The organism is Stenotrophomonas sp. 86428_Sma (assembly GCF_056481585.1).
In genome coordinates this window covers 4,545,818-4,562,512 of record NZ_CM151156.1, presented here as the reverse complement: position 1 = coordinate 4,562,512, position 16,695 = coordinate 4,545,818, and the positions used below count along the sequence as shown (strand labels likewise).

The 16,695-nt window shown below is 66.6% G+C and carries 15 protein-coding genes; 6 read left to right on the top strand and 9 right to left on the bottom strand.

Annotated features, from left to right (window positions below):
- Window positions 1-350 precede the first annotated feature (350 nt).
- The 8 genes from ACZK3J_RS20950 to ACZK3J_RS20915 form a co-directional block, all read right to left on the bottom strand.
- Window positions 351-740: a Na+/H+ antiporter subunit G gene (locus ACZK3J_RS20950; RefSeq protein WP_049401677.1), complete on the bottom strand. Its 390-nt coding sequence runs from the start codon at window positions 738-740 to the stop codon at window positions 351-353.
- Window positions 737-1,021: a K+/H+ antiporter subunit F gene (locus ACZK3J_RS20945; protein ID WP_005411334.1), complete on the bottom strand. Its 285-nt coding sequence runs from the start codon at window positions 1,019-1,021 to the stop codon at window positions 737-739. Before ACZK3J_RS20945 ends, ACZK3J_RS20950 begins: the two co-directional genes overlap by 4 nt.
- Window positions 1,018-1,524: a Na+/H+ antiporter subunit E gene (locus tag ACZK3J_RS20940; protein WP_032127154.1), complete on the bottom strand. Its 507-nt coding sequence runs from the start codon at window positions 1,522-1,524 to the stop codon at window positions 1,018-1,020. The genes ACZK3J_RS20945 and ACZK3J_RS20940 overlap by 4 nt, the downstream gene beginning before the upstream one ends.
- Window positions 1,521-3,056, bottom strand: coding sequence for a monovalent cation/H+ antiporter subunit D (locus ACZK3J_RS20935; protein ID WP_277779212.1), 1,536 nt, complete (start codon window positions 3,054-3,056; stop codon window positions 1,521-1,523). Before ACZK3J_RS20935 ends, ACZK3J_RS20940 begins: the two co-directional genes overlap by 4 nt.
- Window positions 3,053-3,445, bottom strand: a complete 393-nt coding sequence (locus ACZK3J_RS20930) for a Na+/H+ antiporter subunit C (RefSeq protein ID WP_049401674.1) — start codon at window positions 3,443-3,445, stop codon at window positions 3,053-3,055. Before ACZK3J_RS20930 ends, ACZK3J_RS20935 begins: the two co-directional genes overlap by 4 nt.
- Window positions 3,445-6,276, bottom strand: coding sequence for a monovalent cation/H+ antiporter subunit A (locus tag ACZK3J_RS20925; protein ID WP_149908974.1), 2,832 nt, complete (start codon window positions 6,274-6,276; stop codon window positions 3,445-3,447). The genes ACZK3J_RS20930 and ACZK3J_RS20925 overlap by 1 nt, the downstream gene beginning before the upstream one ends.
- Before the next feature lie 333 nt (window positions 6,277-6,609).
- Window positions 6,610-7,095: an Mpo1 family 2-hydroxy fatty acid dioxygenase gene (locus tag ACZK3J_RS20920; protein WP_032127158.1), complete on the bottom strand. Its 486-nt coding sequence runs from the start codon at window positions 7,093-7,095 to the stop codon at window positions 6,610-6,612.
- A gap of 677 nt (window positions 7,096-7,772) precedes the next feature.
- On the bottom strand, window positions 7,773-8,699 hold the full coding sequence (locus tag ACZK3J_RS20915) for a phosphoribosylaminoimidazolesuccinocarboxamide synthase (protein ID WP_032127159.1): 927 nt from the start codon (window positions 8,697-8,699) through the stop codon (window positions 7,773-7,775).
- Between the two features lie 144 nt (window positions 8,700-8,843).
- On the opposite strand from ACZK3J_RS20915, the gene ACZK3J_RS20910 reads away from it, so the two are divergent.
- From ACZK3J_RS20910 to yegS, 4 genes are all read left to right on the top strand, one after another.
- A complete protein-coding gene (locus tag ACZK3J_RS20910) occupies window positions 8,844-9,173 on the top strand; it encodes a J domain-containing protein (RefSeq protein WP_005411327.1) in 330 nt (109 codons plus the stop codon).
- Window positions 9,174-9,203: 30 nt separating this feature from the next.
- Complete coding sequence (rpe, locus tag ACZK3J_RS20905) at window positions 9,204-9,878, top strand: ribulose-phosphate 3-epimerase (protein WP_032127160.1); 675 nt, start codon at window positions 9,204-9,206, stop codon at window positions 9,876-9,878.
- Window positions 9,879-9,937: 59 nt separating this feature from the next.
- Window positions 9,938-10,420: a GNAT family N-acetyltransferase gene (locus ACZK3J_RS20900; protein ID WP_032127161.1), complete on the top strand. Its 483-nt coding sequence runs from the start codon at window positions 9,938-9,940 to the stop codon at window positions 10,418-10,420.
- Between the two features lie 343 nt (window positions 10,421-10,763).
- Window positions 10,764-11,699, top strand: coding sequence for a lipid kinase YegS (gene yegS, locus ACZK3J_RS20895; protein ID WP_134950637.1), 936 nt, complete (start codon window positions 10,764-10,766; stop codon window positions 11,697-11,699).
- 15 nt (window positions 11,700-11,714) lie between these two features.
- Here the strand turns inward: yegS and ACZK3J_RS20890 are convergent, their stop codons facing one another.
- A complete protein-coding gene (locus ACZK3J_RS20890; RefSeq protein WP_230080636.1) occupies window positions 11,715-12,578 on the bottom strand; it encodes an ankyrin repeat domain-containing protein in 864 nt (287 codons plus the stop codon).
- A gap of 105 nt (window positions 12,579-12,683) precedes the next feature.
- Between ACZK3J_RS20890 and ACZK3J_RS20885 the strand changes: the two genes are divergently transcribed.
- Complete coding sequence (locus tag ACZK3J_RS20885; protein ID WP_134950636.1) at window positions 12,684-15,041, top strand: Tle-like phospholipase domain-containing protein; 2,358 nt, start codon at window positions 12,684-12,686, stop codon at window positions 15,039-15,041.
- A gap of 178 nt (window positions 15,042-15,219) precedes the next feature.
- Window positions 15,220-16,695 (top strand): anthranilate synthase component I, encoded by a 1,476-nt coding sequence (gene trpE, locus ACZK3J_RS20880; RefSeq protein WP_049461244.1) that lies wholly within the window; start codon window positions 15,220-15,222, stop codon window positions 16,693-16,695.

Genomic DNA, 16,695 nt, shown 5'->3' with positions numbered 1-16,695 from the left:
GGTTCCGTGCCGACCAAGGTCGGCACCCACCGGTCCACCCACCGATGATGCGGTAGCTGCCAACCTTGGTTGGCACTCGGGGAAACAGAGCGCCGACCAAGGTCGGCACCTACCGGTCACCTCGCCGATGATGCGGTAGCTGCCAACCTTGGTTGGCACTCAGGGAAACAAAGCGCCGACCAAGGTTGGCCGCTACCGGGCATTGCGGTCGGTAGATCCACGCCATGCGTGTATGCGGTTGGCTCCGTACCGACCAACGGTCGGCACCCACCACCAATCACCCGGTAGCTGCCAACCTTGGTTGGCACTCGCAGCAACGAAGCGCCGACCAAGGTCGGCCTCTACCGGATTCACCGGTTCTGCGTGGTTTCTTCTTCCCGCACCGGTTCCGGCGGCGGCAGCTGCTCTTCAGCAGCCGGCTCGTTGCCGGGCAGGCTGGGGCGGGTTTCCATCAGCAGCGACAGCGCGGCCTTGGCCATCATGTGCGCGCTGATCGGTGCGGTGATGAACAGGAACACGGTGATCAGCAGCTCGCGCGGCTGCGGGTCCTGGCCGAGGAAGATGTGGTAGCACACCGAGCACACCAGCACGCAGCCCACGCCCAGCGTGCTGGCCTTGGTCGGTGCGTGCAGCCGCTTGAAGAACGTGGACAGCTTCACCAGGCCCAGTGCACCGACCAGGATGAAGAAGCAGCCGAACAGCAGCAGGATCGACAGGCCGATCTGGATCGCGGTGATCATTCGACGATGTCCCGGCGCAGCACGAACTTGCTCAGCACCACGGTGCTGCCGAAGCCGAGCATGGCGATGATCAGCGCCGCCTCGAAGTAGATCGGCGAGTTGAGGTACATGCCGAACAGCATCAGCTCGGCAATCGCGGTCACCGACAACGTGTCCAGCGCGAGGATGCGGTCGGGCACGGTCGGCCCGCGCAGCAGGCGCCAGGTGGCCAGCAGCATGGCCAGGCCGACCACGTGCATGCACACCACCAGGGTGGTCTGGATGACTTCAAAACCGGTCATGGGAAGATCTCCATCAACGGCGCCTCGTAACGGCGCTTGATCGTATCGATCAGGTCCTGCGGGTCCTCCAGGTGCAGCACGTGCACCAGCAGGAACTTGCGGTCGTCACTGAGCGCGGCCGAGACCGTGCCCGGGGTCAGCGTGATCATGCTGGTCAGCGCGGCGATGCCGTGGATGTTGGCGATGTCCAGCGGCAGCCAGATGAAGCCCGGATGGATGTTCTTCTCCGGGCCCAGCACCTGCACGGCAACGCGGATGTTGGACATCAGGATGTCCCACAGGGTCACGCACAGCAGCTTGGGCAGCGGTCGCAGGGTACCGATGCGGGCGAACTCGCGGTCCAGGCGCGCGGCGAACAGCGGCACCACCACGCCCAGCACCAGCCCCAGCACGAACTGGCCGAGGGTGAAGCTGTCGGACATCAGCAGCCAGAACGCCACCACCATGATGCTGAGCATCGGCGAGGGAATGATGCGGCGGAACAGGGAACGCTGGGCGGTCATGGCTGGCGGATCTCCGGCGTGGTCGCGCGCAACTGCTGCACGTACTCGCTGGGGTGCAGCAGCTGTGCGGCGGTGGCGTCGGTGTAGCGCATCAGCGGTGCAGCGGCCAGGGTCATGCCGATGCCGCAGGCCAGCAGGATGCAGGCCGCGTACAGCTCGACCCGGCGCAGGCGTGCCTTGCGCGGCTTCGGTGCATCGGCCTCGACCGGCGGCACGCGCCAGAACAGGCGGATGCCGCCTCGGGTCAGGCCCATGATCACCAGCAGGCTGCTCACCAGCACTGCCGTCCACACCGGCGCGGTGTACTGCGCCGGCATGCCGGCCAGCAGTGCGGCCTTGGCCAGGAAGCCGGACAGCGGTGGCAGGCCGGCCACGGACACCGCGCCGATCAGGAACAGCACCGCCGGCGTTTCCTTGCCCGGCATCGGCGCGACTACTTCCTTGCGGTCGCTGGCGCCACCGCGGCGGCGGCGGATCAGGTCGGCAATCAGGAACAGTGCGGCGGCGACGAAGCTGCTGTGCGGCAGGTAGTACAGGCCGGCGGACAGCACCTGCGGCGTGCCTACCGAGAAGGCGATGAACAGCGTGGCTGCCGAGACGATCACCAGATACGAGATCAGCACGCGCAGGCGGGTCGCGGCCAGCGCACCGAGGCCGCCAAGCACCAGCGTTGCCACGCCGGCCCACAGCAGCCAGTCGCGGCCATAGCCGGCCATCGCACCGGCATCGTCGCCGAACCACAGCATCTGGATGCGCAGCACCGAGTACAGGCCGACCTTGGTCATGATCGCGAACAGGGCGGCCACGGCGGCCGGTGCGCGCGAATAGGCTTCCGGCAGCCACAGGTACAGCGGCATCAGTGCAGCCTTGGCGCAGAACACCAGCAGCAACAGGCCCATCGTGGCCTTTACCAGAGTCAGCTGCGCCGGCGGCACCTCGGCAATGCGCTGTGACAGCTCGGCCATGTTCAGCGAGCCCAGCGAGGCGTACAGCAGGCCCAGTGCGATCAGGAACAGGGTCGAGGCGGTGACGTTGAACACCACGTAGTGCAGGCCGATGCGCATGCGCAGGCCGCGGCCGCCACTGAGCAGCAGGCCGTAGGAGGCGATCAGCATCACCTCGAAGAACACGAACAGGTTGAAGATGTCGCCGGTCAGGAATGCGCCATTCAGGCCGACCAGCTGGAACTGGAACAGTGCATGGAAGTGTGGTGCACGACGGTCCCAGCCCGAGCAGGCATGCAGCAGGCAGGGAATGGCCAGCAGCAGGGTGGTCAGCAGCATCCACGCCGACAGCCGGTCGGCCACCAGCGCGATGCCCAGACGCGACGGCCAGTCGCCGAGCAGGTAGACGTTGATCTCACCAGTGGCGGTGGTGGCAAACAGCAGGCCCACCGCCAGCGCCAGCGCCGACAGCGCAGTCCAGGCCACCGCGCGCTGCACCTTGGGGCCATAGCGGCGGTGTTCGACGAACAGCGACAGTGCAGCACCCAGCAGCGGAATCAGGATGGGCAGGATCACCAGGTGGTTCATGCGCGGTCCTCGCCCTGGCGCGGCGGCATGCGCTCATCCTGCAGGTCGTCATCCGGCTCGTGGGCGTCCACGTGGTCGCTGTGGTTGTCGCTGCGGCTGCGCATGGCCAGCACGATGCTGACCGCGGTCATCGCGAAGGCGATCACGATCGCTGTCAGCACCAGCGCCTGTGGCAGCGGATCGGTGTAGTTGCCCAGGTGACTGTCCACGCCTTCCTGCAGCACCGGTGCCTTGCCCAGCACCACGCGGCCACCGGCGAAGATCAGCAGGTTGGTGGCGTAGGACAGGAAGGTCATGCCGAGGATCACATCGAAGCTGCGCGCACGCAGCAGCAGGTAGATGCCGATGGCGGTCAGTACGCCGATCGCGGTAGCCAGGGCCAGTTCCATCAGTGCATCTCCCCGGTGCGTGCCGAACGGCGTTGCAGGTCGATCTCACCCTTGCGGGCAGTGCGGGTACGCGACGGCTTGATCGTGCCCATCATCGACAGCATCAGCATGGCACCACCGAACACCACCAGATAGACGCCGATGTCAAAACCAATCGCGCTGGCCAGCGGCACGTCGCCGATCAGCGGCAGGTGCAGGTCGAGGTGGCCGCTGGTCAGGAACGGCACGCCGAACAGCATCGACGCGCTGCCGCTGAGCAGGGCGATCAACAGGCCCATGCCGATGCAGCGGATGTAGTCGAAGCCGAAGCGCGACTCCACCGACGCGGTGCCCTGGATCACGTACTGGATCAGCAGCGGCACCGCCAGCACCAGGCCGGCGATGAAGCCACCGCCCGGCGCGTTGTGGCCGCGCAGGAACAGGAAGATCGATACGGTAAGCGTCAGCGGGAACATGATCTGCGCCAGGTCGGCCGGCACCGGCAGCTTGATCGGCGGGCCGGGCATGATCTGCTCCGGCGCCATCCGCGTGCGACGCAGCAGCGCATGCACCACCAGTGCGGCGATGCCGAACACGGTGATCTCGCCGAAGGTATCGAAGCCGCGGAAGTCGACCAGGATCACGTTGACCACGTTCTGGCCATAGGCCTCGGGCAGGGCGCGGGCGAGCAGCTCGCCGGCCATGGTGTTCGGCGGCAGCGTCATCGCCGAATAGGCCAGTGCACCCAGGCCGGCGCCGGCGATGATCGCGATCACCGCATCGCGGCGCTTGCGCCAGCGCGGCCGCTCCGGCCCGGACTGCGCGGGCAGGTAGTTCATGCCCAGCAGCATCAGCACCAGGGTCACCATCTCCACCAGCAGCTGGGTCAGCGCCAGGTCCGGTGCGGACAGGAACACGAAGGTCAGCGCCACCATCAGGCCGACGCCGCCGACCAGCAGCACCGCCAGCAGGCGCTGCTTGTAGACACGGAGGGTGGCAACGGCGCAGGCCATCATCACCAGCCACAGCACCCAGCCCAGCAGCGGGATCGGCTGCGGCGCGGTCCAGTTCGGCGAGGCCGGGTTGGCCACGAACGGCGCGGCGGCGACCGCGATCGCCACCAGCACCAGGCCCAGCAGCATGCGCTGCAGGCTGCCATTGGCGATGCCGTTGGTCAGGCGCATGGCCAGCGCGGAAAGGGCATCCAGCTGCGCATGGAACACGTTGCGGCCGGTGGTGCGGGTTTCCACCCCGTGCAGGTTGATCAGCTTGCGCAGGCCAAAGTACAGCGCCACGCCACCGACCACGCCGATCGCGCTCATCGCCAGCGGCAGGTTGAAGCCGTGCCATACGGCCAGGCTGTACTCGGGCATGGCGTTGCCGAGGATCGAGGCCGCAGCGGCATGCAGCACTGGCGCCACGGTCAGTGCCGGGGCGATGCCCACCGCCACGCAGATCACCACCAGCAGTTCCACCGGCACCTTCATCCAGCGCGGCGGCTCATGCGGCACGCGGTCGAGGTCGTGCGGGCCGGGGCCGAAGAAGGTGTCGTGCACGAAGCGCAGGCTGTAGGCCACGCCGAACACACCGGCCAGCAGCGCCGCGATCGATACGGCCGTGCGCATCGCGCCCGGGCCGCCACCGGCGGTCAGCGCTTCGGCGAACAGCATTTCCTTGGACAGGAAGCCGTTGAGCAACGGGATGCCGGCCATCGCCAGCGAGGCGATGATCGCCAGCGCGCTGGTGAATGGCATCAGTTTGCGCAGGCCACCCAGCTTGCGCATGTCACGGGTGCCGGTTTCGTGGTCGATGATGCCGGCGGCCATGAACAGCGAGGCCTTGAAGGTGGCGTGGTTGAGGATGTGGAACACGCCGGCCACCACCGCCATCGGCGTGGACAGGCCGAACAGCAGGGTGATCAGGCCCAGGTGGGAAATGGTCGAGTACGCCAGCAGGCCTTTCAGATCGTGCTGGAAGATCGCATTCCAGGCACCGATCAGCAGGGTCAGCGCGCCGATGCCGCTGACCGTGTAGAAGAACAGGTCGCTGCCGGCCAGTGCCGGGTGCAGCCGCGCCAGCAGGAACACACCGGCCTTCACCATGGTGGCCGAGTGCAGGTAGGCAGAGACCGGGGTCGGCGCCGCCATCGCGTGCGGCAGCCAGAAGTGGAACGGGAACTGCGCGCTCTTGGTGAAGATGCCGGCCAGCACCAGGAACAGTGCGTACGGGTACAGCGCGCTGGCGCGGATCTGCTCGCCGGCGGCCAGCACCACATCCAGGTCGAAGCTGCCGACGATGCGGCCGATCAGCAGCACGCCACCGAGCAGGGCCAGGCCACCGCCGCCGGTGATCACCAGCGCCATGCGTGCGCCTTCGCGGGCGTCCTGGCGGTGCGACCAGAAGCCGATCAGCAGGAACGAGCTGATGCTGGTCATTTCCCAGAAAATCATCAGCAACAGCAGGTTGCCCGACAGCACCATGCCCAGCATGGCGCCCATGAACAGCAGCAGGTAGCAGTAGAAGCGGTGGGCGTTGTCCTGCTGGCTCAGGTAGTAGCGCGCATACAGCACCACCAGCGCGCCGATGCCGAGCACCAGCCCGGCGAACATCCAGGCCAGCCCGTCCAGGCGCAGGGTGAAGTCCAGACCGATCTGCGGCAGCCAAGGGACCATCGTCTGCACGACCTGGCCGTCGAGCACCGACGGAGTCAGCCAGCCGAGGATGGCCAGTCCGCCCAACGGCGCCAGCGCCGCCAGCCAGGCAGCAGTCGAGCGCGAACTACGGGGGAAGGCCGCAACAGCCGCTGCCATCAGGAACGGCAGGGCCAGCAGCAGGGGCAGGCTGGGGAGCATGCAGGGAATCCATGATTCACGAGCAGGTCAGGGAGGATAACAGGCTGCGAAATGTCGCCGAAACCCATCGAACAGCGATCAATTGCAGGTAACGTCCGCTGATTCATTTTTTCTGCAGCGCAGCATCACTTTGCTGCGGTCCCTCCCCGGTTGCTCTCGGGGGACACCCTACGCCGACGCAGGGAGACCGCAGGCCCTGTCGCACAGGGGCTGCCGTCGACGGGCGGGCGATGGGGAACGGATCACCGGTGCAGGCTGGCAGGGCCGTCGTGGAGTGCGGGTGACGGAATCTGCCCGTTCAGGAAACGAGGGGCAGCGTCGGCCACGGGCAGGTCAGTAGCGCCAGTCGAGCTTGCGGTAGAACTTGGCCATCACCCAGGCCGGGCCGATCAGCAGGTAGGTCAGGTCGGTCAGGAAGCTGGGCTTGCGGCCCTCGAACTTGTGACCGATGAACTGCGCGATCCAGGCCACCACGAATACACCCACCGCCAGCCAGAACAGGTTGTGCAGGCCGATCTCGGCCTCCAGCAGCCTGCACAGGCAGCCGAATACGAAGAACTGGATGAGCATGCCGATGCCCAGCGGGCGCGACAGCTTGTTGTAGAAGCACCAGGCGCTGAACATCGCGAACGCCGACCAGATGCCGTACTGGAACCAGGTGATCAGCGGCGGCAGGCACCACAGCAGGGCCACCACCGACCACAGGATCGCCGGCACCGCCACCACGTGGATGCGCTGGTTGATCAGATTGCGGTGGTCGTCGGAGTAGCTGGCGAAATAGCGGTCGATCGGCCGCGCAAGCTCGGTGGATGTCTGCATGCTGCGTTGCTTCCTCGGACAACGGTGGTGCCGGCCGCTGGCCGGCAATCCAGAGCATAGCCGAGTTCGCGAGGCTGCCGGCCAGCGGCCGGCACTACCTCAGGCAACCGTCAGTAGAGCCAGGCCATGCCTGGCTGCAGGTTCGCGAGGTTGCCGGCCAGCGGCCGGCAGTACCTCAGGCAACCGTCAGTAGAGCCAGGCCATGCCTGGCTGCAGGTTCGCGAGGTTGCCGGCCAGCGGCCGGCACTACCCCAGGCAACCGGCAGTAGAGCCAGGCCATGCCTGGCTGCAGGTTCGCGAGGCTGCCGGCCAGCGGCCGGCACTACCCCAGGCAACCGGCAGTAGAGCCAGGCCATGCCTGGCTGCAGGTTCGCGAGGTTGCCGGCCAGCGGCCGGCACTACCCTCAGGCAACCGGCAGTAGAGCCAGGCCATGCCTGGCTGCAGGCTTGCGAGGTTGCCGGCCAGCGGCCGGCACTACCCCAGGCAACCGGCAGTAGAGCCAGGCCATGCCTGGCTGCAGGTTCGCGAGGTTGCCGGCCAGCGGCCGGCACTACCCCCAGGCAACCGGCAGTAGAGCCAGGCCATGCCTGGCTGCAGGTTCGCGAGGTTGCCGGCCAGCGGCCGGCAGTACCGCATTCAGAACGCCCCCAGCCAGACCGGCGTGGGGCGCAGGGCATCAGTCGACGCTGATCCCGGCCAGGCGCTGCAGCGCCTCGGCGTACTTGGCGCGGGTGCGCTCGATGATCTCGGCCGGGATGGTCGGGCCCGGGGCGGTCTTGCCCCAGTCCAGCGTCTCCAGGTAATCGCGCACGAACTGCTTGTCGTAGCTCGGCGGGCTGGTGCCCACTTCGTACTCGTCGGCCGGCCAGTAACGCGAGGAATCCGGCGTCAGCATCTCGTCCATGATGTACAGGCGGCCATCGGCGTCGGTACCGAACTCGAACTTGGTATCGGCCAGGATGATGCCGCGCTCGCGGGCGTATTCGGCGGCGAACTTGTAGATGCGCAGGGTGGCATCGCGCACGCGCTCGGCCATCTCGGCACCGACCTGCTTCACCATCGCATCGAAATCGATGTTCTCGTCATGGTCGCCCACGGCGGCCTTGGTCGAGGGGGTGAAGATCGGCTCGGGCAGCTGCTCGGCCTGGCGCAGGCCGTCGGGCAGGTCGATGCCGCTGACCTTGCCGGTGCGCTGGTAGTCCTTCCAGCCGCTGCCGATCAGGTAGCCGCGGGCGATCGCTTCCACCGGCACCGGCTTCAGCTTGCGGGTGACCACCGCGCGCTTGGCGTACAGGGCCGGGTCCACGCCTTCGGGCAGCACGCTGGCCACGTCGATGCCGGTCAGGTGGTTGGGCATCAGGTGCGCGGTCTTGGCGAACCAGAAGTTGGAGACCTGGCAGAGCATCTCGCCCTTGCCCGGGATCGGGTCGGGCAGGACCACGTCGAACGCCGACAGGCGATCGGTGGCCACCATCAGCAGGTAGTCGCCCGGCGGGGTCCCTGCTGGCAGCCGCTCGCGCGGGATATCGAACACATCACGCACCTTGCCGCGATGGCGCAAGGGCAGGCCGGGGAGATCGGATTGCAACAGCGTGGTTGGCACGGGCACTCCTGGGGCGTTGTCGATACGGCTGCTGCCCAACGGACCCGGCGGGCCCGCTGACCAGCGGGCGGCCTAGTGTAAAGCCGTCCGGGCCCGCTGTGACGTAAAATGAGCGTCCATTTCGTCGGTCGACCCCGGAGCGCCATGCGCTGGTACGGAAAACTGCTCGGATTCATCGCCGGCGCCCTGCTGTTCCGGCCCAATCCGCTGTTTGGCGCGGTGGTCGGCCTGTTGATCGGCCATGCCTTCGATTCGGACTGGTTCCGCCTGAACAAGGAAAACCCGTACCGGGAGCTGGGGCTGACCTCCGAGGCCACCGATGCCGAGGTCGAGCGCGCCTACCGCAAGCTGATTTCCCAGTACCACCCCGACAAGCTCGGCGGCGCGGCCCCCGAGCTGCAGCAGCAGGCCGAGCAGAAGTCGCGGCGGATCAACGCCGCCTACGACCGCATCAAGACCCTGCGCAAGCGCTGACCCTCTTTCCTACCGTTGCAAGGCCCGGCCATGTCCAACTGCCTCATCGCCCCCTCCATCCTGTCCGCCAACTTCGCCCGCCTCGGCGAGGAAGTCGACAACGTCCTCGCCGCCGGCGCGGACTGGGTCCACTTCGACGTGATGGACAACCACTACGTGCCGAACCTGACCATCGGCCCGATGGTCTGCCAGGCGCTGCGCAAGCACGGCGTGACCGCGCCGATCGACGTGCACCTGATGGTCGAGCCGGTGGACCGCATCATCCCGGACTTTGCCGAAGCCGGTGCCACCTACATCAGCTTCCACCCGGAAGCGAGCCGCCACGTGCACCGCACCATCCAGCTGATCCGCTCGCTGGGCTGCAAGCCGGGCATCGTGCTCAATCCGGCCACCCCGGTGGACATCCTCGACTGGGTACTGGACGACCTGGATCTGGTGCTGCTGATGTCGGTCAACCCGGGCTTCGGCGGCCAGGCCTTCATTCCCTCGGCGCTGGACAAGCTGCGCGTGGTGCGCAAGATGATCGATGCCAGCGGCAAGGACATCCGCCTGGAGATCGACGGCGGCGTGAAGGCCGACAACATCGGCGAGATCGCTGCGGCCGGTGCCGACACCTTCGTCGCCGGTTCGGCCATCTTCAACGCCAAGACCAGCTACCAGGACGTGATCGCGCAGATGCGCGCGAACGTCGCTGCGGCACGCTGACAAAAAAGGGACGGAGGGGATTAAGCTCGCCTGATTCCCTCCGTCTCCCTTTTCCGCCCATGGCTCTGTTGAACATCCGTCCGGCCACTGTGGCCGATGCCGGCCTGATCCTGCATTTCATCCGCGAACTGGCCATCTACGAGAAGGCCGAGCATTCGGTGCAGACCGATGAGATCGGCATCGCCGAAAGCCTGTTCGGCGCCGACGCAACGGCCCGCGCGCTGATCTGCGAAGCCGACGGCGAGCCCATTGGTTACGCCGTGTATTTCTACAACTACTCCACCTGGCTGGGCCGCAAGGGCATCTACCTGGAAGACCTGTATGTCAGCCAGGAAAAGCGCGGCGCAGGCGCCGGCAAGGCGCTGCTGAAGTACATCGCACGCCAGGCCGTGGCCGAGGGTTGCGGTCGTTTCGAATGGTCGGTGCTGGACTGGAATACCCCGGCCATCGAGTTCTACACCGCCGCTGGCGCCACGCCGCAGGACGAGTGGACCGTGTACCGGCTGCAGGGCCAGGCATTGCACGATTTCGCCAACGGTTGAGGCGAAGTGCATCCACGCATGGCGTGGATCTACCCACCCGGTGTGCGCGAACCGCAACCCGGTGGGTGCGAACCGCAGCCTGGTGGGTGCGAACCGCAGCCTGGTGGGTGCGAACCGCAACCCGGTGGGTGCGAACCTTGGTTCGCACTCCCTACGCACCAAAAAAAAGCCACGCCAATCACTGGCGTGGCCTCGCTGCATGCGTGGGAGGCTGATCCTGCCTCCATCCGTCGTCCCTGCTATGGCCTTCCATTCTCCAGCAGCTGAATGACACCTGCGTGACATTCACTGCGGACAAACGGCGCATTGCTAGCCTGTGCCACCCCCGTCCTGGAAGCACCGCATGACCACCCCGCGCTGGCGCCTGATCCTCAACGGAAAATCCGCAGGCAATGACGAGCTGCGCGACGCGGTCGGTCATTGGCGTGGGCAGGGCGTGCAGCTGGAAGTGCGTGTGACCTGGGAAGACGGTGACGCCGAACGCTACGTGGCCGAGGCGATCGATCATGGCGTGGACGTGATCGTGGCCGCCGGTGGCGACGGCACGCTCAGCGCGGTGGCCGAGACACTGGCGCATCGTGAGGAGCCGGCAGATGCGTTGCCCTCGCTGGCGCTGATCCCGATGGGGACCGCCAACGACTTCGCGACTGCGGCCGGCATCCCGACCGAGCCGAAGGCGGCCTTGGCCTTGATCGGGCAGGCCACGCCGCATGCCATCGATCTGCTGCGCGTGGACGCCGATGGCACGCAATGGTGGTGCGCCAACCTCGCCAGCGGTGGCTTCGGCACGCAGGTGACGGTGGAGACCGATGCCGGCCTGAAGAAGATGCTGGGCGGGCTGGCCTACGTGATCACCGGCATTGCCAAGCTGGGGCGGATCGAGCCGATCCATGCGCGCCTGTCGGGCCCGGATTTCGCGTGGGAAGGCGACTTCATCGCGCTCGGCATCGGCAATGGCCGCCAGGCCGGTGGTGGCCAGCAATTGTGCCCGCAGGCGCTGATCGATGATGGGCAGCTGGACGTGACGGTGCTTCCGGAGCTGGAAGGTGAAGTCACCGCCACGCTTGGCCAGATGCTGAAGTCCGGCACCCAGGCCGCGCTGGAACAACTGGCGACGCGCGCGCGCCTGTCGTGGCTGCAGGTGGAATCCGAGCGTCCGTTGACGCTCAACCTGGACGGCGAACCGGTACAGGCGCGCCAGTTCCGCATCGCGTGCGTGCCGGGCAGGGTGCGGATGCACCTGCCCGTGGGCTGTGCCCTGTTGTCCGAGCCGCGCTGAGCCGGACCGGAAGTCCTACAACGGGGGGATGTCCTGCTCCTTCGCCGGGAACCCGAATGCTTCACGCTTCTCGCGGATGTACTGCGGCAGCGGCGGCCGGGCAATGCCGTGATCGATCAGCCACTGCTGGCACTTCTTCTGCCAGGGCAGCAGGTCCGGTGTGGTGATTTCCCAGTAGATGGCTTCGACCATGGCCATCCGATCGGGCGCGCCCGGTTGCGCCGATGACGGCGATGCAATCGTGGGGTCCGCACCATGCTCAAGCAGCCAGTAAGCCTGCTCGAAGCCGCCACGGCCGGTGTACCAGCTGAGAACGGTATCGGCCTGGCCGATGTTGGATTCGTTGACGTGCGCGCCTCGCTCCACCAGCAGCTGGATGTTCTTCCACAGGTTGCCGGAAATGAAAGCCTGGAACAGCAGCGTTTCGGTGTTGGAGGTGCGCGTGTCCGGGTCGCCGCCATGATCCAGCAGCAGGGCCAGGTAGCGCGGATCGTCCATCTTCGCGGCATAGACCATGGCGTTGTTGTGGCGGAACGTCTCGCCGTCCAGCGTTTCAATACGCCGTGCATTCGGGTCGGCGCCGTTGTCGAGCATCGCGCGCAGGCCTTCCAGGTTCTGTGCGCGCAACGGCCACGCGATGAGCGGAATGCCATCCTGCTTCGAGAACTCCTTGTCGGGGTTCACGCCTTCGGTCTTGATCAGGCGCGTGATCGTCGCTGCATCACCCTGTTCGGCGGCGATGGCCAGTTCAAGTGCCTTGCCCTCGAAATAGCGCTCCGCGCCATGTGAAGACGTGCGCGCGCAGGCGCTCAGCAGCATCAGCAGCATCAGCGCCAGGCAGGAAAATGGCGTAAAGGAACTGTGAGGGTGACGGTGCATGTGATCCCTTGACATGGACGCGTTCGGGGGATGATAGCGTTGGCTGTGGTCATTCCAGCAGGTCCTGGATGACCGTGTCTTCACTGATGAGCAATGGAGTCTGCCATGAGCGGTCACGATCCCGAGCAGCAGGAACGCCTGTTGCAGGCCCGCGCCAAGAGCGTCCAGGCGCAGCAGCACCTGGTCGAGCAACTGCAGGGAGGTGGACATGCCACCGAGGCGGCGCGCTTGCGCGAGACCTATCACGCCCGCGAGCTGGGTTCGCTTGCTGGTGATGTGTATGCCTCGGCAAAGGGCAAAGGTGAGCCGCCGGTCGGGTGGACGCGCGCCAGTGCCGTGACCGACCCGGACACGCTCAAAGCGGCGGGCATCAGCCTGGGAGCGGCCGACCTGAAGAAGCTGATGCGGCCGAACGACTCGGGTTTTCGCGCAGAGATCTACATTCCGGACAAAAGGGTGTTCGGTGATGACGCCAAGCCTGTGCTGGTGTTCAAGGGCTCAACGGGCGAAATCATCGATCCCCGGGCGAAAGGCGGGCGGCGTGAATCCGGAGGCGAGGATTTCCTCAACAATGGACGCCAGGGCGTAGGCATGCAGAGTGACTACTACGATCGGGCCATGGCACTGGCGAGTCGCTTGAAGACCTCTGGTACCCAGTTTGAACTCGCCGGTCATTCGCTTGGCGGCGGCATGGCCTCTGCCGCTTCGGCGGTTACCGGTGTACGTGCGACCACCTTCAATTCGGCCGGGCTGCATCCGGCCACCGCCGATCGCTACGCGAAATCCCACGGATTGCCGGTGTTCAACACGCGCGACACGGTGCACACCTACCAGACGTCGGGTGAAGTGCTCAACGATGTGCAGAATGGATTGAAGCGGCTCAACGAGCATCACCGGCAGGGCTTTGGCCTGTTGGCCAGCGAGACCAGCCAGCTGCTGCGTCAGCCCGGCGTGCAGCAGATGGTTACCCGCAAGCTGCAGGAGATGATGCCGGCGGGTGCGCAGACGGCCACGGCCCAGCTGGTTGACCAGCTGGCGTCGAAATCCGGGGCAGAGGCATTGCGCAATGTTCCGGTGGCCGCGGGCAGGATGGAACTGTTGCTGGACGCCAAGACCGAAGTGAACGGAAAGGTGGTGGATCGCCGTCATCGAGAAGCGCCAAGCCAGCTTGCCGAATACGGTGGCCCGCTGGCCGAGGTGCTGATCGCAGGTGCGCGCGGCATGCGTGCCGGACGGGTTGCCGGTGAACATGTCGAGCAGGTCGGCGCGCTGGCGGGCCGGGGCATGAGCTTGTCCGGCGTGGCCGTCGAGCGTGCGTCGACCCTGCAGGGAAATGCGATCGGCACCGTGGTCGACTACGGTGGCAAGAGCATGCGGGTGGGCATCGAAGGCGGTGCGACGGTCATTGCCAAGGGTCGCGAGCTGCAGGGTCTGGTCGAATCGGTCAGCCACCGCGTGCAGGCCAAGGGCAGTTACGGCTGGAACATCGGGGCCAGCGTGCTGGGTGCGCTCGGTGCCGACGACATGGCCAGACAGATGCGTGAGCACGGTGATGCGGCGCGCAATCAACACGAAACCAAGGCCCGTGAAGCCACCCGTGAAGCGGCGGCGGATGCCGGCCGCATCCGTGCCGGCGGCCATCATCTGGGCGGCCAGCTGCAGCAGGGCGTGCATGGCGTGGCCAATGGGCTGCGCAACGGCTATGCCGTGTACGGCGCGACTTTCCACATGGGCATGAACTGGAGCAGCCATCAGATCACCGGGCTGACCTCGCAGGCGCCGGCCGTGCTGGCCGGCACCGTCGGGCTGGGCGCGATGGCCAACAAGGGCATTGCCACGCACCTGCCCACGCCGGCACTGCCGCAGAACCTGGTCAACCTGGCCAAGACGTCGTGGGTGATCGGGCGCGGCAGTGCCACCATGGGGGAGTCGGTGGACCGGCATGGCATGAGCGAGACGATGAACCCCAGTCTCGACGCGGCAATCGCGAGCCAGGAGGCGGCCGCGCGCAAGCTGCTTGGGCGGCCGCATGCGCAGCTGCAGGAGGGGGGCGCGAAGATGCCCGCGCTGAACGATCCGGGGCACATCGATTTCCATCTGTTCAAGGGCGCGCAGACCGGCGTGCACGGCCTCGATGTGGCACATGGCCGCATCCCGAACCTGCAGAGCGATCAGCTGGCCGGGGCGTTGGCTGCGCAGGCCAAGCGCGAAGGGTTGCAGGCCATCTCCCATGTGCTGCTCAGTGACGACCGCACGCGGGCATTCGCGATCGACACCCCGGATCTGCAGGCGGCCCACCGCCGACATGCGCATGTGGACGTGGCGGCCGGCATGGCCCAGCCGCTGGCCGTGAGTACGGCGCAGGTTGACGCCCTGAACACCGGTCGCGAACAGGCGACGGCAGCCGGACTGGCCCAGCAACAGGGGCTGGAGGCCCAGGAGAACGCCCGGCGGATGGGCTAATGGCCGAATGAACCGCGACGCCGCGACGGGGTTCCCCTCCCGCCCCGGCTGCGATACAGTCAAGGGGTGTCCAGCCTGACGACCCCGCATACCCTTTCTTCCGCACGCCGTTGGTGGCGATGGTGGCCCGTTGCCGTCGTCCGCCCCCATAACGCTGTGTCCCGGAAGGAAAGTCGTCTTGAACTCGCACGCTCAGTTTCAGCTGCAGGCCGCTGAAGGCCACACCCATATTCCCGTCGTCCGTGAAGTGCTGTCCGACCTGGACACGCCGCTTTCGGTCTATCTGAAGCTCGCCGACGGCCCCAATACCTACCTGTTTGAATCCGTCGAAGGCGGCGAGCGCTTTGGTCGTTACTCGATCATCGGCCTGCCGGCGCGCCGCGTGTATGCCTTCCATGGCCACACGCTGACCGTGCGCGAAGACGGCCAGGTGGTGGACACCCGCGAGGTGGCCGACCCGTTCGCCGAAGTCGAGGCGCTGCGCAGCGCCCACTCGGTGCCCAAGCTGGAAGGCCTGCCGGGCTTCACCGGCGGCCTGGTCGGCTGGTTCGGTTTCGAGTGCATCGGCTACATCGAACCGCGCCTGGCTCCGCCGGCAGGCCGCGACGAGCTGGGCACGCCGGACATCCTGCTGCTGGACTCCAACGAGCTGGCGGTGTTCGACAACCTCAAGGGCCGGCTGTACCTGATCGTGCATGCCGACCCGCGTGTCGAGGGTGCGTTCGAGCAGGCCCAGGCACGCCTGGATGCGTTGACCGCCAAGCTGCGCGCACCGGGGGCCGGCTATCCCGCACCGCTCAACAGCGACGTGCTGGACGAGTCCGATTTCGTCTCCGGGTTCACCCGCGAAGGCTTCGTCGATGCGGTCCAGCGCAGCAAGGAATACATCCTTGCCGGCGACATCTTCCAGGTGGTGCTGAGCCAGCGCCTGAGCGTGCCGTTCAAAGCGCGCCCGGTGGATGTGTACCGTGCGCTGCGTGCACTGAACCCGTCGCCCTACATGTATTTCCTTGATGTCGGCGACCTGCAGGTGGTCGGTTCCTCGCCGGAAATCCTGGTGCGTTTGCAGGATGGCGAAGTGACGGTGCGTCCGATCGCTGGCACCCGGCCGCGCGGTGCCACTGTCGAACAGGACCTGGCGCTGGAAGCCGAGCTGCTGGCCGATCCGAAGGAGCGCGCCGAGCACCTGATGCTGATCGACCTCGGCCGCAACGATGCTGGTCGCGTGTCCAAGGCCGGCACCGTGGAAGTGGGCGAGCAGTTCGTGATCGAGCGCTACAGCCACGTCATGCACATCGTCAGCGAAGTGACCGGGCAGCTGCAGCCGGGCCTGAGCTATGCCGACGTGCTGCGAGCCACCTTCCCGGCCGGTACGGTCAGCGGTGCGCCGAAGATCCGCGCGCTGGAAGTGATCCGCGAGCTGGAACCGATCAAGCGTAATGTCTACGCCGGCAGCATCGGCTACATCGGCTGGCACGGCGATGCCGATACCGCGATCGCGATCCGCACCGCCGTGATCAAGGACGGCCGCCTGTATGTGCAGGCCGGCGCCGGCATCGTCTACGACTCGGACCCGGACAAGGAATGGGACGAGACGATGAACAAGGGCCGCGCGCTGTTCCGCGCCGTCGCCCAGGCCGCCAAGGGCCTGTAA

Bases quoted from the DNA above. Each gene is read 5' to 3' on its own strand.
- ACZK3J_RS20950 (WP_049401677.1), bottom strand. From the start codon at position 740: ATGATCACCGCGATCCAGATCGGCCTGTCGATCCTGCTGCTGTTCGGC.
- ACZK3J_RS20885 (WP_134950636.1), top strand. From the start codon at position 12,684: ATGAGCGGTCACGATCCCGAGCAGCAGGAACGCCTGTTGCAGGCCCGC.
- ACZK3J_RS20930 (WP_049401674.1), bottom strand. From the start codon at position 3,445: ATGGAACTGGCCCTGGCTACCGCGATCGGCGTACTGACCGCCATCGGC.
- yegS (WP_134950637.1), top strand. From the start codon at position 10,764: ATGACCACCCCGCGCTGGCGCCTGATCCTCAACGGAAAATCCGCAGGC.
- rpe (WP_032127160.1), top strand. From the start codon at position 9,204: ATGTCCAACTGCCTCATCGCCCCCTCCATCCTGTCCGCCAACTTCGCC.
- ACZK3J_RS20925 (WP_149908974.1), bottom strand. From the start codon at position 6,276: ATGCTCCCCAGCCTGCCCCTGCTGCTGGCCCTGCCGTTCCTGATGGCA.
- ACZK3J_RS20940 (WP_032127154.1), bottom strand. From the start codon at position 1,524: ATGACCGCCCAGCGTTCCCTGTTCCGCCGCATCATTCCCTCGCCGATG.
- ACZK3J_RS20910 (WP_005411327.1), top strand. From the start codon at position 8,844: ATGCGCTGGTACGGAAAACTGCTCGGATTCATCGCCGGCGCCCTGCTG.
- ACZK3J_RS20900 (WP_032127161.1), top strand. From the start codon at position 9,938: ATGGCTCTGTTGAACATCCGTCCGGCCACTGTGGCCGATGCCGGCCTG.
- ACZK3J_RS20945 (WP_005411334.1), bottom strand. From the start codon at position 1,021: ATGACCGGTTTTGAAGTCATCCAGACCACCCTGGTGGTGTGCATGCAC.
- ACZK3J_RS20920 (WP_032127158.1), bottom strand. From the start codon at position 7,095: ATGCAGACATCCACCGAGCTTGCGCGGCCGATCGACCGCTATTTCGCC.
- ACZK3J_RS20890 (WP_230080636.1), bottom strand. From the start codon at position 12,578: ATGCACCGTCACCCTCACAGTTCCTTTACGCCATTTTCCTGCCTGGCG.
- ACZK3J_RS20935 (WP_277779212.1), bottom strand. From the start codon at position 3,056: ATGAACCACCTGGTGATCCTGCCCATCCTGATTCCGCTGCTGGGTGCT.